The organism is Comamonas sp. AG1104 (genome assembly GCF_003350425.1).
Classification (GTDB): domain Bacteria; phylum Pseudomonadota; class Gammaproteobacteria; order Burkholderiales; family Burkholderiaceae_C; genus Comamonas; species Comamonas testosteroni.
In genome coordinates this window covers 46,331-60,215 of record NZ_QQAS01000007.1, presented here as the reverse complement: position 1 = coordinate 60,215, position 13,885 = coordinate 46,331, and the positions used below count along the sequence as shown (strand labels likewise).

Annotated in this window: 13 protein-coding genes; 7 read left to right on the top strand and 6 right to left on the bottom strand. The window is 60.4% G+C overall.

All coding sequences use genetic code 11. The features are described from left to right. Positions 1-6: 6 nt before the first annotated feature. Positions 7-954: a ribosome biogenesis GTPase YlqF gene (ylqF, locus tag DFO48_RS19505; protein ID WP_003077630.1), complete on the bottom strand. Its 948-nt coding sequence runs from the start codon at positions 952-954 to the stop codon at positions 7-9. A 123-nt stretch (positions 955-1,077) separates the two neighbouring features. On the opposite strand from ylqF, the gene DFO48_RS19500 reads away from it, so the two are divergent. Together DFO48_RS19500 and DFO48_RS19495 are read left to right on the top strand one after the other, a co-directional pair. Beyond that, a complete protein-coding gene (locus DFO48_RS19500; RefSeq protein ID WP_114864507.1) occupies positions 1,078-1,302 on the top strand; it encodes a hypothetical protein in 225 nt (74 codons plus the stop codon). Next, on the top strand, positions 1,299-1,517 hold the full coding sequence (locus DFO48_RS19495; protein ID WP_003077632.1) for an oxidoreductase-like domain-containing protein: 219 nt from the start codon (positions 1,299-1,301) through the stop codon (positions 1,515-1,517). Before DFO48_RS19500 ends, DFO48_RS19495 begins: the two co-directional genes overlap by 4 nt. A gap of 35 nt (positions 1,518-1,552) precedes the next feature. On the opposite strand, the gene DFO48_RS19490 is transcribed toward DFO48_RS19495, so the two are convergent. The 5 genes from DFO48_RS19490 to DFO48_RS19470 form a co-directional block, all read right to left on the bottom strand. Beyond that, a complete protein-coding gene (locus DFO48_RS19490; RefSeq protein ID WP_233506471.1) occupies positions 1,553-3,205 on the bottom strand; it encodes a methyl-accepting chemotaxis protein in 1,653 nt (550 codons plus the stop codon). A 155-nt stretch (positions 3,206-3,360) separates the two neighbouring features. Then, complete coding sequence (gene gshA / locus DFO48_RS19485) at positions 3,361-4,887, bottom strand: glutamate--cysteine ligase (RefSeq protein WP_114864505.1); 1,527 nt, start codon at positions 4,885-4,887, stop codon at positions 3,361-3,363. A 317-nt stretch (positions 4,888-5,204) separates the two neighbouring features. Beyond that, positions 5,205-6,116, bottom strand: a complete 912-nt coding sequence (locus DFO48_RS19480) for an SDR family NAD(P)-dependent oxidoreductase (RefSeq protein ID WP_034349259.1) — start codon at positions 6,114-6,116, stop codon at positions 5,205-5,207. 791 nt (positions 6,117-6,907) lie between these two features. After that, positions 6,908-7,888 (bottom strand): LysR family transcriptional regulator, encoded by a 981-nt coding sequence (locus DFO48_RS19475; protein WP_053283426.1) that lies wholly within the window; start codon positions 7,886-7,888, stop codon positions 6,908-6,910. Positions 7,889-8,066: 178 nt separating this feature from the next. Further along, positions 8,067-8,477 carry a TIGR02444 family protein gene (locus DFO48_RS19470; protein ID WP_003077642.1) on the bottom strand — a complete coding sequence of 137 codons (411 nt, stop codon included), beginning with the start codon at positions 8,475-8,477 and terminating at the stop codon, positions 8,067-8,069. 17 nt (positions 8,478-8,494) lie between these two features. Here DFO48_RS19470 and DFO48_RS19465 point away from each other — a divergent pair, with 17 nt between their 5' ends. From DFO48_RS19465 to DFO48_RS19445, 5 genes are read left to right on the top strand one after another with little or no spacing between them, the layout of a single operon-like run. Next, on the top strand, positions 8,495-9,103 hold the full coding sequence (locus tag DFO48_RS19465; protein ID WP_114864504.1) for a UbiX family flavin prenyltransferase: 609 nt from the start codon (positions 8,495-8,497) through the stop codon (positions 9,101-9,103). 16 nt (positions 9,104-9,119) lie between these two features. Then, the gene (locus DFO48_RS19460; RefSeq protein ID WP_114864503.1) at positions 9,120-9,989 is read left to right on the top strand and encodes a xanthine dehydrogenase family protein subunit M; all 870 of its coding nucleotides are present in this window, start codon (positions 9,120-9,122) and stop codon (positions 9,987-9,989) included. Further along, the gene (locus DFO48_RS19455) at positions 9,986-10,474 is read left to right on the top strand and encodes a (2Fe-2S)-binding protein (RefSeq protein ID WP_003077648.1); all 489 of its coding nucleotides are present in this window, start codon (positions 9,986-9,988) and stop codon (positions 10,472-10,474) included. Before DFO48_RS19460 ends, DFO48_RS19455 begins: the two co-directional genes overlap by 4 nt. Beyond that, positions 10,471-12,765 carry a xanthine dehydrogenase family protein molybdopterin-binding subunit gene (locus DFO48_RS19450; protein ID WP_003077650.1) on the top strand — a complete coding sequence of 765 codons (2,295 nt, stop codon included), beginning with the start codon at positions 10,471-10,473 and terminating at the stop codon, positions 12,763-12,765. The genes DFO48_RS19455 and DFO48_RS19450 overlap by 4 nt, the downstream gene beginning before the upstream one ends. Beyond that, a complete protein-coding gene (locus DFO48_RS19445; protein WP_114864502.1) occupies positions 12,762-13,874 on the top strand; it encodes a GTP-binding protein in 1,113 nt (370 codons plus the stop codon). Before DFO48_RS19450 ends, DFO48_RS19445 begins: the two co-directional genes overlap by 4 nt. The last annotated feature ends 11 nt before the right edge of the window (positions 13,875-13,885 follow it).

Here is a 13,885-nt window from a genome sequence, read left to right as displayed (position 1 = left end):
GCAAGCTCAGGGCTGGCGGCGGCGCGCGCTTCGGCGCGCTTTGGTCTGGGCATCCTTCCTGGCCTGGCGCTCCGCATCCTTTTGCTGGCCCTCGGCAAGCCAGGCCTCGAATTCGGCCGGAGTCTCCAGCGTGATGCGGCCTATGCTCACATCACGGAAGTCGGTCAGCACCAGCTCGGCCGCCTTTTGCAGGTTCACGCGGCCTCCGCTCATCACGGCACCACGCTTTTTGCCGATCATTGTCAGCAACTCGTCATCGTGCAGCGCCGCAATTTCTTCAGCCGAAATGCCCAGCTTGTAGCGCGCCTCCAGCATCGGGGCATAGTGTTTTTGCAGATACAAAAGCAGCTCCAGCGCCACCAGGTCTTCGTCGTAGGCATTGCGTCCCACGGCGCCGCTGGCCGCCAGGTTGTAGCCGCTTTTCTCCACGATGATGCGCGGCCACAGCATGCCGGGCGTGTCCCAGAGATAGAAGTCATCGGCCAGCACGATGCGCTGCTCCAGCTTGGTCACTCCGGCCTCATTGCCGGTCTTGGCCTGGGTCTTGCCGCTCATGGAGTTGATCAGCGTGGACTTGCCCACATTGGGCACGCCGCAGATCAGCACGCGCATGGGCTTGGCCAGACCGCCACGCGAGGGTGCCAGCAGCTTGCACTGCTCGATCAGGCGCTTGGTGGGAGCAGGTTCCGAGGCGTCCAGCGCAATGGCGCGCGTCTCGCTCTGGGCGTTGTACCAGTCCATCCAGGCCTTGGTCTGGACCGGATCGGCCATGTCCTGCTTGTTGAGTATCTTCAGGCGCGGCTTGTGGCCCGTCATCTCCTGCAGCAAGGGGTTGGCGCTGGAGCCGGGCAAGCGCGCATCCAGAACCTCGATGACCACATCGATTTCCTTGACGCGCTCCGTGATGGCCTGACGCGTCAGATGCATGTGACCGGGAAACCATTGGATGGCCATAAGCGGAGATCTTTCTTTTTTGCTGGGTGCGAGCACGCAATGGGCACAAACACCCTTTTATGTCAGTGAATTCAGGCGCGCAAGGATAATCTCCCTCTGCTTTTCTGACCTGCCAGCTCGCTTATGCCCTTGCCCTCCGCCCCCCAAAAGTCCAAAGCCCGCAACGAAATTCTGATCAAGGGCCTGACGATTGCACTGATCGGCATCATCATCTTGCTGGCCCCTGTGTTCAAGCCTGAAAGCGGCATTGCCCAGTTGTTTGCCCAGTCCCATATCGTGGGCTGGTTTGCTCTGGTGCTGGGTCTGGCCTTCATCGCCCAGTTTCTCTGGGTTCGCTTCAGGAAATGAGCGATGCGGCCCTGCTGCAGCCGCTGACCCAGGCTCGCAGCCAGATTGCGCTGTGGCAGCAGCGCGCCGCAGCTGCGGCGGTGACGCTGCGTCAGCCTCCGCCCGAGCCCACAAGTTGCTGCGGGCGCGGCTGCAACGGCTGCGTCTGGGAAGGTTATTACGGTGCGCTGGCTTTCTGGCTGGAGGATGCGGCCCAAGGCCTGGCCGAGACCTGACCGAGACCCGAGACCCGAAACCCGCTACTCGGTATTCATGCCATTTCGGCTTCCAGCGCAGCCAGGCGAGGTACATGGACTTCTTCCATGACATCTACCTCGACATCGGCGATCTCGTTACCCAGCGCTTGATAGTTGATACGGAAGCGCCCCGCCCCGGCCTCCAACCTTTGCGCCTGATGGAATAGCTCGCGCGCTGCCGCGCTGGACTCAGCCACCAGACCAGCGTTCTGGCTGGTCATGTGGTCAAGCGCCTGCACCGCCTCGCTGATCTGGGCGATACCCTGGTTCTGCGCCTGGGCAGCCTCGGTGATCGACGCGATCAGACCGCTGACCGTGCGCACATCACGCACGATATGCTCCATGCGCTGGCCGGCCTGCAGCGCCAAGGTCTGTCCCGACTTCATCTGCTTTGTGGAATGCTCCATGAGCTGGCGGATCTGCTTGGCCGCTTCGGCACTGCGCTGGGCCAGCTCGCGCACCTCGGCCGCCACCACGGCAAAGCCACGGCCCTGAGCGCCTGCCCGCGCCGCTTCCACTGCGGCATTCAGCGCCAGGATATTGGTCTGGAAGGCAATGCCGTCAATCACCCCCACGATGGCCGCCACCTGCTGGCTGCTTTGCGCCATGTGCTCCATATTGCGAACCACCTCCTGCACCACGCTGCCGCCGCTGGCCGCAGCCTCGGCGGCGCTGCGCGCGCTCTGGTCGGCATGGCGCGCACTGTCGGTCGAATGGGTGACCAGGGTGACCATGTTTTCTATGCTGCTGACCGTGGCCTTGAGCTGCTCTGCCGCATGGGCTGTGCGATCGGAGAGATCACTGTTGTCCTGCGCCATCTGGCTGGATGCGGCGGCCACGGCCTCCACGCCGCCCTGAACCTCGCCCACCAGGCCGCGCAGCTGGCGCGTCATCAGCGCCAGCGACTGCATGAGCCGACCCAGCTCGTCGCTGCGCCCCGTCGACGGCGGTGCATAGCTGAGATCGCCCGCCGCAATGGTCTGCGCCAGCTGCACTGCCTCGCTCAGGGGCGTGGTGATCGAGCGAATCGTCGCCAGCGACAGCAATGCTCCCACCAGCCCCATGAACAGGCCCACCCCCATGGCCATGCGCTTGGCGATGGCGGTTTGCTCACGGCCATGCTGCTCTGCGTCCAGGCGCTGCTGCTGCTGAGCCTCGATAAAGGAGTCCTGCGCCTGGACATAGCGCCTGGAAGCGGGGATCAGTTGTTCGTCTACCAGCTTCTGCGCCTCCCAGGCCTTGCCCAGATCACGCGCCTGATAGGCCTGCTCGTAGATATCGAGCACTGCCTTGCGTTCCTGCTCCACCATGGCCAGGCCGCTGCGATCGACTTCGCTTTGCGCATCGGCCTGCACCTGTTGCTGCAGACCACCTGCCTGCTGCATCAGCCCACGCGCTTTCTGAGAGAGCTGAGCAATCAGATGCTCTTCCGAAGAGAGCACGCTGGCCAGAGCCGCCTCCACGCTCTGCAGCGTCAGTGCCTGCCAGCGCAGCGCAAGATTGATGCGCTTGTCCGTGGCCTGAACGGCAGCGCTGACCCGCTGCTCCACATTCTGCAAATAGCTGAACAAGCCGCCTGCCACCAGCACATTGCACAGCAACAGCCCCAGGAACAAGGCCCACATCTTGCGAGCCACGGAAAGGTTCTGGAATTTCTTCAACAACATGAGCACACCGCCGATCAAGCGCGGAGCGCAGTGCCCCGCTCGTCGTTACGATATGAAACACAGATGACAAGGCCATGACATCGCGACCTGCTCAAAAAGAAAAAGCGCTTGCAGCTCAATAACTGCAAGCGCTTTTTGCTATCGAATTCAGAGAATCAGCGCAGGCTGGCCGGGTCCATATAGCGCTGGCGCCATTCTTCGAACGTCATGGTGTCGGCAGCCTCGATGGCTTGCTGCGCGGTCACCGACTCCTGGCTCATCTGCTCGTAGCGCGCCTGCTGCTCGGCCGTCCAGGGCATGGCCAGCAAGGCATCGCGCGCCTTGGCGGACTGCATGGTCATGAAGTCTATGAAACGGTTGTCATAGGCGCCGGTGAGCTCCTTGAGCACATGGGCCGAGGGCGTGGACTGCGCATCCTGCACGCGGGCCAGGGCCTGATCCAGCGCAGCGCTGTAGTCGCCTGTGCCGTGAGCAGCGTCCAGAGCCTGGGCATAGGGACGGCATTGCTCGAGCACATCCTGCGCCCAGTCGGTCAGCAGCACCTGCTGGCCGTTGCGCACCAGCGTCAGGCCCGGCTCGCGGCCCTGTTCTGCGGCCAGATGCTGATTGTGCTTGAGGTCGGCAATTTCCTGGGGCGTGTCATCAGGGCTGTCGCTGTGCAGGCAGTGCAGCAGGAAGACGTCGATCATGCGCATGGTGGCCGGGGCAATGCCCACGGTTTCATAGGGATCGATATCCATGAGCCGCACTTCCACATATTCCACGCCGCGCTCGCGCAGCGCGTGAAGGGGGCGCTCGCCGCTCTTGACGGTGCGCTTGGGGCGGATGGTGCCGTAGAACTCGTTCTCGATCTGCAGCAGGCCCGTGCCCAGCTGGTTGTAGTCGCCACCGGGGTTTCTCACGCCCAGTTGCTCGTAGGCCGGGTAAGGACGGGTCAGCGCCTCATGCAGGGAGTCCGCATAGCCGTCGAGTCCGTTGTAGCTGACATTGATGCTGGACTGCGCGTCGCTCTGATAGCCCAGGCGCCCCATGCGCAGCGATGTGGCATAGGGCAGGTACAGCGCATGCCTGCCGTCGCCCAGCGGTTGCAGGCGATGCTCGCGCCCTTCCACAAAGCAGGGACACAGCGCGGGAGAGGCCCCATACAGATACAGCAGCACAAAGGCGTTGCGACGAAAGTTACGGATCAGCGCAAAGTACTGGTCGCTGCTCACTCCGGGCAGCGACCAGTTGTAATGAATCCCCGAGATGGTCTGCATGCGGCGGCCATAGCGGTGGCCCAGACCCATGCGGTACACACTCTTGGAACGGCCCGAGTGCGAACTGCCATAGCGGCCCAGCGGAATCGTCTCATCCGTAGGCAGGCGGCAGGGCATGCTGGAGTTCCACATCAGCTCGCCGCTTTCGCTGAGGTTGCGCAGCACGAACTGATGGACTTCAGTCAGCTCGTCCAGGCACTCCTCGACACCCAGGCGTGCGCCGGTGATGAGTTCCAGCTGGGACTCGCTGTAATCGGTGGTGATGTGCGGGTGCGTGAGAGCCGAACCCAGTTCCGCCGGGTGCGGAGTCAGGGCCAGCGAGCCTGTAGCCAATGCCCGCAGTCCCTCTTTCTCGATGCCGCGACGAATGCCCAGCAGCCTCTCGGCGGTGGGCATATTCACGGCGGCCTGCGATGTCTTCATTGTTCTTACCTTCTTAGTGAAGACGCTGACGACAAACTTCGTCTGCCCAATCGCGCCCAGACGGCGAATGATAGAGAAACAAGACGCAACGCGATGGCGGCTGGCCGCTTAACCACGTTTTTCGGCCTGTTGAGCAGCTAAGAGCCAGGGCCTCTTCCAGAAATTTGTCAGGTTAACAGCAACCCAAACATGAGCACATGCTCACTCCAAAACAGAAAAAGCCCTCGCGAGAGGGCTTTTTTCAGCTGTGCTAATCGCAACCGCCAGCCGCTCTTGCCGCTCGTACAGGGCAAAAAATGCGGCGACTTTGGCCTTGATCAATGTCCATGCGCCTTCATGGCCTTGCCCACTTCCACCTGTCCCTGGACGGCGCCGCTGGCCGGCACCTGCTGGCCCTCGCTGGCAGTGACCTCGGCCAGGCGCGCGGCCAACTCCTCAGGGACGGCCTCGCCCATGCCCAGATAAATGCCTTCGGTCATGGTGATGTGCGCCGCCTCGAAACCGCCGGCACCGGCGCAGACAATGGTGCGCGTAGGCGCGCTCTCGTGCGCCAGCACCAGCATGGCAGGCACCACGGCCTCCGGCTTCAGGGCTTCCAGCACCGGCTCGGGCAGCAGTCCCGCCGTCATGCGCGTGGCCGCAGTGGGGGCCAGCGCGTTGACCCGGATATTGTGTTTGGCCCCTTCGATGGCCAGCGTCTGCATCAGGCCCACCTGGGCCAGCTTTGCCGCGCCATAGTTGGCCTGGCCGAAATTGCCGTAGAGGCCCGTCGACGAAGTCGTCATCACGATGCGGCCATAGTTCTGCTCCTGCATATAGGGCCAGACCGCCTTGCAGCAATTGGCCGCGCCCATCAGGTGCACGTCGACGACCAGGCGAAAGTCCGCCATGTCCATCTTGGCAAAGCTCTTGTCGCGCAGAATGCCGGCGTTGTTGACCAGAATGTCCACGCGCCCCCAGGCCGTGATGGCCTGCTTGACCATGGCCTGCACGGCTTCGAAGTCGGTCACGGAGGCCGCGTTGGCAATCGCCTCGCCGCCCGCCGCACGGATTTCATCCACTACCTGCTGCGCCGCCGTGGCCGAGCCGCCCGAGCCGTCCACCGCGCCGCCCAGATCGTTGACCACCACCTTGGCGCCGCGCCTGGCCAGGGCCAGCGCATGCAGACGCCCCAGACCACCGCCCGCTCCCGTCACGATGGCCACACGACCTTGAAAATCCATTGCCATGATGTCCTGCTCCTTGCTTGTGCATTGATGCAGCCACTTTAAGCGCCCATGCTGCAGCGCAGCGTAGCGTTTGCGACTGCCTGCGGGTAAGTCAGGAGAATGCTATTAATATGGAAGCAATTACCTCAAACTATTACTTACTTTCAATATTAAAAGCATTCAAGTTTCAATGTATACATGCGCAAAACGCTATTTTTTAAATAGCAAGTCAACCATCCACAGCCGATGTTCTGGGTCATTAAAGTTGTAAACACAGACCGAGCATCCATGCACCTTCCAGAGCATCACCTGCGCAGCCTGTCGAACTAAAGTCGTAAACACCATCCAGCGTCAATCAAAGCAATCACTTACAAGAAGCCACATTCGCGAATCTTTTTCAAGTTGATGCCTTCCAGGTGGTTCGCTGTCAAGAATTTGATGGTGCCAACCTCCCGGTTAGCTGTCCGCAGTGTCAGCCGGTTGATTCTCTCTCGGCCAGAGACTGCGCCAAGCACCATCGGCGTCTCGCAGATGGACGATCCACTCAGGATGGAGTGAACGGAGGTGTGCTCAGCCAAACTGCTTGCCGGTCTCGTGCAAGCTATCGCCAGCTTTTCAGCGATACCACACGAGTATTTTCTGAACTTCAGTGTCGTGAATCCACCGCCCTTGCTTCGTGCCTCAGTCGTTGCATTGCATTGATCAGTTGAACCCACACTCAACACCTTGAAGATGAAAGTACCTGATCTATTCGGCAAGAACGTGCGCAATCAGCAGGGCCCTGAAAACCATGGAGAAAACTCTGGCCTGAATCACATCTGATGCTTTAGTGCGCATCCGAATTGATAGCAAACATTGCAGAACCAATGACCATCATTGTCATCTTCGTTATAGCGCGATCTTTTAAGACTCGTCCAACTCACCAATGCGTCACTGAACTTCTTTGCGGCAGGAGACAGCGAACGCGCGGCATGAAGCACCAGCACGACTTCTCGCTCCAGTCGAGGTTGGGAAATAGGCTTAAGCACCAACCCCATCGACTCCGAAAGGCGGCGTGTAGAGCCTGTCAGAACGCCCACACCCAGTCCCCCTGCAACCATACCGACAATGGTCAACGGCAGTGCAACTTCATGCACGTATTTCAGCGAAACGCCTTCACTCGCCAGGGAAAACTCCAGCGCCGTTCTCACTGGATTTCCCTTGCGAGATCCTATCAAGGGGTGTTTTTGCAACTCCTTCCAGGTCACGCTTCTTTTTTTCGCCAAAGCATGGTCATGCGGCATCACGGCAAAAAAAGGTTCTGACCACAGTGTTTTCATAGACAGATCTCCATGGTCGCCAAAGGCCGTACCCACGCCAAAATCCACAGCACCGCCTTTGACCATCTGGATGACATCGTCCTGGGTAACATCGAGCAGCTCAATCTTGATGCCCGGATGCATCTCGCTGAAGAACTTGACCATTCGGGGAAGCACCAGAGCCGCCTGCATGGAAGAAGCCGCAATCGAAACCCGCCCCCTCTCCAGCGTCTTGAGCTGTGCTGAGCCGTCGAGCATGGCCGCCAGATCTGCCAGTGTTTTGCGCGCCAGCGGCAGTATCTGCATGCCGCCCTCGGTCAGGCGCAGCATGCGCGTGTGACGATCAAAGAGCTTGAGGCCGAGCAACCCCTCCAGTTCCTTGAGTTGCGTGCTGATGCTGGACTGCGGCAAGCCCAGCGATTCACCGGCCCTAGTGAGACTACCCTCCTCAGAAACCGCGACAAACACTTCCAGCTGACGTAGGGTAATCGACATATATTTATCGCCAAATCATATGAATCAGCAATGAATATATAAGCCCTCGATAGTTTTACAAAGCTTCACCTTCTGCCAGCATTAACTCATCCCCGTGACGAAAGGGCTTCGTCGGGTCGGTTTTCCTAAGCAGGAGGCCAGGATGCTGTGCTCTACCCTAACGTTCTCAAGGGGAGCTTCAGATCTTGCAGCCAGCGGCACTCGCCGCAGCAGATCGAGCCAGGTATTTATCGAGCCACTCGCAGAGCATCCCCACTTGCACGCGTTCGGCTTGCAGCTCGGACGCTTGAATCTGGGCTCTGAGTTGCGCAGCATCGCTCACTCGCTCCATCATGGGCTTCAGCGCATGGCGAACCTGACGCAGTGGCTGCACCACCTGCGCACGCCAATCGCGCACGCAATCATCAGCCTCTTGCCTGACCCGGGCATCGAGCCGGAATCCACGAGCCTGCGCACATTCGCAGAAAAGCTCCAGGACCACATCCACCCCGCGCTCGTTCTGCTGCTGCAGCAGCTCAGCCGCACGACCGGGAACCGCATAGCGCTCACCGATTTCCTTCCAGGCCTGTTCCGGGGTCATGGCTTTCATATGTCTGGGAGAGTTTCATGAAGATGCAGCAGGTCAACCGTCAGCGTCTGATCGTGGCCATCTCCGGAGCATCCGGATTCATCTATGGCTACAGGCTACTACAGCTTTTGCAGGATACGGACATTGATGTGCACCTGATCCTGAGCCGCGCCGCGCTAATCACCATGGGCGCGGAAACCGATCTCAAGCTGTCTCAGGTCACTGCATTGGCGGCACAGGTTCACAAGAACGAGGACATCGGCGCCTGCGTTGCCAGCGGCTCCTGCAAATCACTGGGCATGGTGATTGCACCTTGCTCGATGAAGACGCTGGCCGAGATTGCCAACGGCATTGGCTCCACGCTGATTTCTCGCGCTGCCGACGTGATGCTCAAGGAGCGCCGCCGCCTGGTGCTGATGGCAAGAGAGACGCCGCTGACACTCACCCACCTCAAAAACATGCTGGCCGTGACGGAAATGGGCGCCATCGTCACCCCGCCGGTGCCCGCTTTCTACACCCGCCCAGCCAATCTCGACGAGATGGTGGACCACTCGCTGGGCCGGGTCCTGGATCTTTTCGACATCGAAGTGAACACCGTCAAGCGCTGGCAAGGGCTTTCAGCCATCCGCCGCAGCGAAGTCTCATGAAGCAGGAGTCACAAGCATGAAGTTCTTTGAGTATGCAGAACCCACCAGCCTGCAGGAGACCGCAGAACTGCTGCAAAGCTGCGCAGGCACTGCCAGCCTGATGGCCGGAGGTACGGATTTGCTGGTGATGATGAAAGAGCATGTGCGGGCACCGTCGCATGTGGTCAACATCAAGAAGATTCCGGGCCTGGATGACTTCAGTTTCACTTCGGAAGGCGGTCTGTGCCTGGGCGCACTGGTGACCACCCGACAGATCGAGACCTCGGACATCGCACTCAAGCATTACGCCAGTCTGGCCAAGGCCTGCACAGACTTCGCCTCCATCCAGGTCCGCAACCGCGCCACGCTGGTGGGCAATGTCTGCCGTGCCTCGCCTTCGGCAGACAGCCTGCCGCCGCTGATTGCCGACGGTGCCGTGCTGCACATCTACGGCACGCAAGGGCAGCGCCAATGCCGGGTAGAAGATTTTCTGCAAGGCAGGGGGCGCACCACTTTGGCGACCGATGAAATCGTCACCCATATCCAACTTCCCGCCCCTGCTCAGCGCACCGGCAAGGTCTACATCAAGCATGGCCGGCGCAGCCAGATGGAGTTGGCCACCGTCGGCGTGGCGGTCAGCGTGACGCTCAACGCCGCAGGAAAAGTGGATTCCATATCCATTGTTCTTGCCGCAGTGGGGCCCACGCCTTTGCGGGCTGCGGCCGCAGAGGCTCTGCTCAAGGGGCGCATACCTGATGAACAGGATATCGCAGCAGCAAGTCTGGCGGCAGCTACTGCAGCGACGCCCATCAGCGATGTGCGCGCCAGCGCTGGCTACCGCCGGGACATGGTGCGCGTGCTGACTGCTCGCTCACTGACACAAGCCATCAAGGAGGCACAACAATGAACAAGCTCAATGTTTCCTGCACGGTCAATGGAGACCTGCTGGACTTCGATGTCGCACCCAACCGCAGTCTGCTGGACGCGCTGCGCACCGAGATGGGCCTCACAGGCACCAAAAAAGGCTGCGATGTGGGCGAATGTGGCTCCTGCACCATCTTGTTCAATGGCCGCCCTGCCAACGCCTGCCTGATTCTGGCTGCAGAAGCCCAGGGAGCCGAAATCACCACCGTTGAAGGTCTGCAAGGTGCAGACGGCAAGCTTCATCCCTTGCAGGAATGCTTTATGCAATGCGGCGCGGCGCAATGCGGCTTCTGCACACCCGGCATTCTGGTCGCAGCCAAAGCCTTGCTGGACGAGAACCCCTGCCCCAGCACCGAAGACATCCGCTTTGCCATCGCCGGCAACATCTGTCGCTGCACGGGATACACCAAAATTCTGGACGCCATTGCTGCAGCCGCCCCCGTCGCACAGGAGGCCAGCGCATCATGAGCCAAAAATCCATCATCGGAACCAGCGTCAAGCGCAACGACTTGCTGGCCAAGGTCACAGGCGACGCCAAATATGTGGCTGACATGCATCTGCCCGGCCTGCTGTATGCCAGGACCAAGCGCAGCAATGTCGCCCATGCCCGCATCGTGAAGATCGACACCAGCCGGGCTCTGGCCCTGCCGGGAGTGAAAGCCGTTCTGACCCATGAGAACGTACCCCGCGTACTGCACGCAGGCTCACCACACCCACGCTCTGCATCAGTCACCTGCGATCAGTACATTCTGGACAGCAAGGTCAGGTACTGGGGCGAAAGTGTTGCTGTGGTCGCGGCAACAAGCGAAGAAATTGCAGAGCAGGCTCTTGATCTCATTGATATCGAATATGAGCTACTTCCGGCTTTTTTCACCACCGAAGAAGCTCTGGCCGCACCGGCCTCCCAACTCATTCACGACCGAGAGCCTGGTGGCAACCTGGTGCTGCCACCGGTTCGGGTACAGCGCGGGGATATCGTCAAAGGCTTTGAGGAAGCCGACTTTGTCCTCGAAGGCGAGTATGAAGGCGGCCGCCCCACTCCCGCCTATATGGAGCCCAACGCCTGCATGTGCCAGTGGGATGGCAACGGCAATCTCACGGTCTGGATCTCCACCCAGACGGCTTTCATGGTGCGCGGCATCATGGCCGAAGTGCTGGGCCTGCCGCTGCATAAGGTGCGCGTGCTGGTTGACCATATGGGCGGCGGTTTTGGCGCCAAGCAGGACTTGTTCCAGAGCGAGTTTCTCTGCGCACTGCTAGCCAAACAGACGCGCCGTCCTGTGCGCATGGAGTTCTCGCGGGAAGAAACCTTCCTCGGAGGCCGCACCCGACACCCCTTCAAGATCTGGCTCAAACAGGGTTTTCGCAAGGACGGCAGCATCACCGCGCGCCAGGCCCGCGTGGTCTTCAACTCAGGTGCCTACGGCTCACATGGCCCGGGCGTGACCAACGTGGGCACAGCATCCCTGACATCGCTGTACCGCTGCGAGAACGTGGACCTGGAAGGGTTGTGCGTCTATACCAATAGCCCCATCGCTGGCGCGTTTCGCGGCTATGGCGTCGTTCAGACCTATTTTGCGCTGGACCTGCAGCTTGATGAAGCGGCGCAGGTCTTGGGCATGAACCCGGCAGAGCTCAAGCTGATGAATGCCGTCAGCCAGGGCGATCTGGCCCCTTCGGGCCACCCCATCGTAGGCCACGGCTTGCCCGACTGCATACGCCGCGGCATGGAAGAGGTGCACTGGCCGCGTGGCTCAAGTCCGAAAGAGGGCCCGGTACGCCGAGGCTGGGGCATGGGCTGCGAAATGCATGGCAGCAGCGCCTACCCCGGCATCAAGGAGCAAGGCAATGCCATCGTCAAGATGAATGAAGACGGCACGGTAGTACTGCTGACGGGCACTGCCGGTCTGGGCACAGGCGCTCATACGGCGCTGGCACAAATCGTGGCCCAGGAGCTGGGACTGTGCTTTGAAGCCGTCAGCGTCATGCATGGAGACACCGACGTCGTTCCCTGGGACATTGGCGCATTTGCCAGCCACACAACCTATATGGGTGGGCGAGCAGCCCAGATGGCGGCAGCGAAGGTCAAAGAGCAACTGCTGGAGCGCGCTGCAGGCTATCTTGACACTGCTGCCTCCAACCTCCAGGTGTCACAAGGCGTGATATGTGGCCCCGATGGCAAAAGCATGAGCGTGCGTGATGCCGTCGCAGCGCGCAAAGGCATTCCGGCTGCGCAACTGGTGGGCACAGCCACCTACCACCCGACCAAGGCCTATTCCTTCGCGGCCCACTTTGCCGAGGTCAGCGTGGACACCGAAACCGGCCAGATCACGGTACTGCAGGTTGTACCCGTGCATGAAATTGGCAAGGTTATCCATCCGATTGCGGCTGCCGGCCAGATCGAAGGCGGCATACAGCAGGGCATAGGTCACACGCTTTACGAGGACTACCAGATCGACATGAGTACCGGGCGCTCACTGAATGCCAACTTTGTCGACTACAAGATGCCGCTGTCCATGGACATGCCTCAGATACGCACCGTGCTGCTGGAGACCGCGCCCGATCCAGGCGGGCCGTATGGCGCCAAAGGCGTGGGCGAGGACCCCATCATCGCCATCGGTCCGGCCATCGTGAACGCCGTGTATGACGCCATCGGCGTGCGCTTTCGTCACTACCCCATCCGTCCCGAGCAAGTGCTGCAAGCGCTCAAAGCCCGGACTGCGCAAAGCCACCGTGTCACAGAAGGAGCTTACACATGACCTCGACCTCTCAACGCCCCATTCCCGTCACCATACTCACTGGCTTTCTGGGGGCAGGCAAGACGACGCTGCTCAATCACATCCTCACGGAAAAGCATGGTCACCGCATCGCTGTGATCGAAAACGAGTTCGGCGAAATAGATGTGGACTCCGATCTGGTGATGGCCTCCGAAGAGGAAATCTTCCAGGTCGCCAATGGATGCATCTGCTGCGTAGTCGATGTGCGCAACGATCTGGTGCAGATTCTGCAGAAGCTGCTCGAGCGCAAGGACCAGTTTGACCACATCCTGGTGGAGACCAGCGGACTGGCGGACCCCTCGCCCGTGGCCGCCACCTTCTTCATGGACAACGACGTGGCCAAGAAAGTGATGCTGGACGGCATCGTAACTCTGGTAGATGCCGTACACGTCCAGCCTCACCTGGACGATCCAGCCTTGGCCGAGTATGACAACCAGGCCGTCACGCAAATTGTGGTTGCAGACCGAATCCTGCTGAACAAGTCCGATCTGGTCGGCGAGCCCGAGCTCAAGGAGCTGGAGCGCCGCATCAGCAGACTCAACAGCATTGCGCCTGTGATGCGCACTGTGCAGGCCCAAGTGGACCTATCCCAGATTCTGGGATTGCAGACATATGAGTCCGATGCCCTGTCCATGACAGACCCCGACTTTCTGCACAAGCCAGCCATTGGCGGCCCTATCGGCGCCCGTGTCTGCGACGAGCATTGCACGCACCAGGAACACGATCATCTGCCGGCCATTAGCCAGTCCGCTGACCATGCTCACACGCACGACCCGTCCGTGAACTCTGTGTCGTTCAGCTTTGACCGGCCCTTCGATATCGATGCCCTGATGCCCACGCTGAATGCACTGCTGAGCGAACACGGCGACGACATCTACCGCGTCAAAGGAATTTTGCATGTGCAAGGCGATGACCGCCGCCATGTGCTGCAAGGGGTTCACCGCCTGCTCGAACTCAAGCCCGCCCTGCCCTGGTGGGATGAAACACCCGGCAGCAAGCTGGTCTTCATTGGTCGCCATCTCAATGCCACGCAGCTGCGAAGCGCACTCACTCGCCACCTGGTTTCCATCGAGGCTCAGGAAGCCGCCTGAAGCGCTTCAAC

What these genes read in the sequence shown, in the direction of transcription:
- ylqF (WP_003077630.1), bottom strand. Translation starts at nt 954, where the DNA reads ATGGCCATCCAATGGTTTCCCGGTCACATGCATCTGACGCGTCAGGCC.
- DFO48_RS19500 (WP_114864507.1), top strand. Translation starts at nt 1,078, where the DNA reads ATGCCCTTGCCCTCCGCCCCCCAAAAGTCCAAAGCCCGCAACGAAATT.
- DFO48_RS19495 (WP_003077632.1), top strand. Translation starts at nt 1,299, where the DNA reads ATGAGCGATGCGGCCCTGCTGCAGCCGCTGACCCAGGCTCGCAGCCAG.
- DFO48_RS19490 (WP_233506471.1), bottom strand. Translation starts at nt 3,205, where the DNA reads ATGTTGTTGAAGAAATTCCAGAACCTTTCCGTGGCTCGCAAGATGTGG.
- gshA (WP_114864505.1), bottom strand. Translation starts at nt 4,887, where the DNA reads ATGAAGACATCGCAGGCCGCCGTGAATATGCCCACCGCCGAGAGGCTG.
- DFO48_RS19480 (WP_034349259.1), bottom strand. Translation starts at nt 6,116, where the DNA reads ATGGCAATGGATTTTCAAGGTCGTGTGGCCATCGTGACGGGAGCGGGC.
- DFO48_RS19475 (WP_053283426.1), bottom strand. Translation starts at nt 7,888, where the DNA reads ATGTCGATTACCCTACGTCAGCTGGAAGTGTTTGTCGCGGTTTCTGAG.
- DFO48_RS19470 (WP_003077642.1), bottom strand. Translation starts at nt 8,477, where the DNA reads ATGAAAGCCATGACCCCGGAACAGGCCTGGAAGGAAATCGGTGAGCGC.
- DFO48_RS19465 (WP_114864504.1), top strand. Translation starts at nt 8,495, where the DNA reads ATGAAGATGCAGCAGGTCAACCGTCAGCGTCTGATCGTGGCCATCTCC.
- DFO48_RS19460 (WP_114864503.1), top strand. Translation starts at nt 9,120, where the DNA reads ATGAAGTTCTTTGAGTATGCAGAACCCACCAGCCTGCAGGAGACCGCA.
- DFO48_RS19455 (WP_003077648.1), top strand. Translation starts at nt 9,986, where the DNA reads ATGAACAAGCTCAATGTTTCCTGCACGGTCAATGGAGACCTGCTGGAC.
- DFO48_RS19450 (WP_003077650.1), top strand. Translation starts at nt 10,471, where the DNA reads ATGAGCCAAAAATCCATCATCGGAACCAGCGTCAAGCGCAACGACTTG.
- DFO48_RS19445 (WP_114864502.1), top strand. Translation starts at nt 12,762, where the DNA reads ATGACCTCGACCTCTCAACGCCCCATTCCCGTCACCATACTCACTGGC.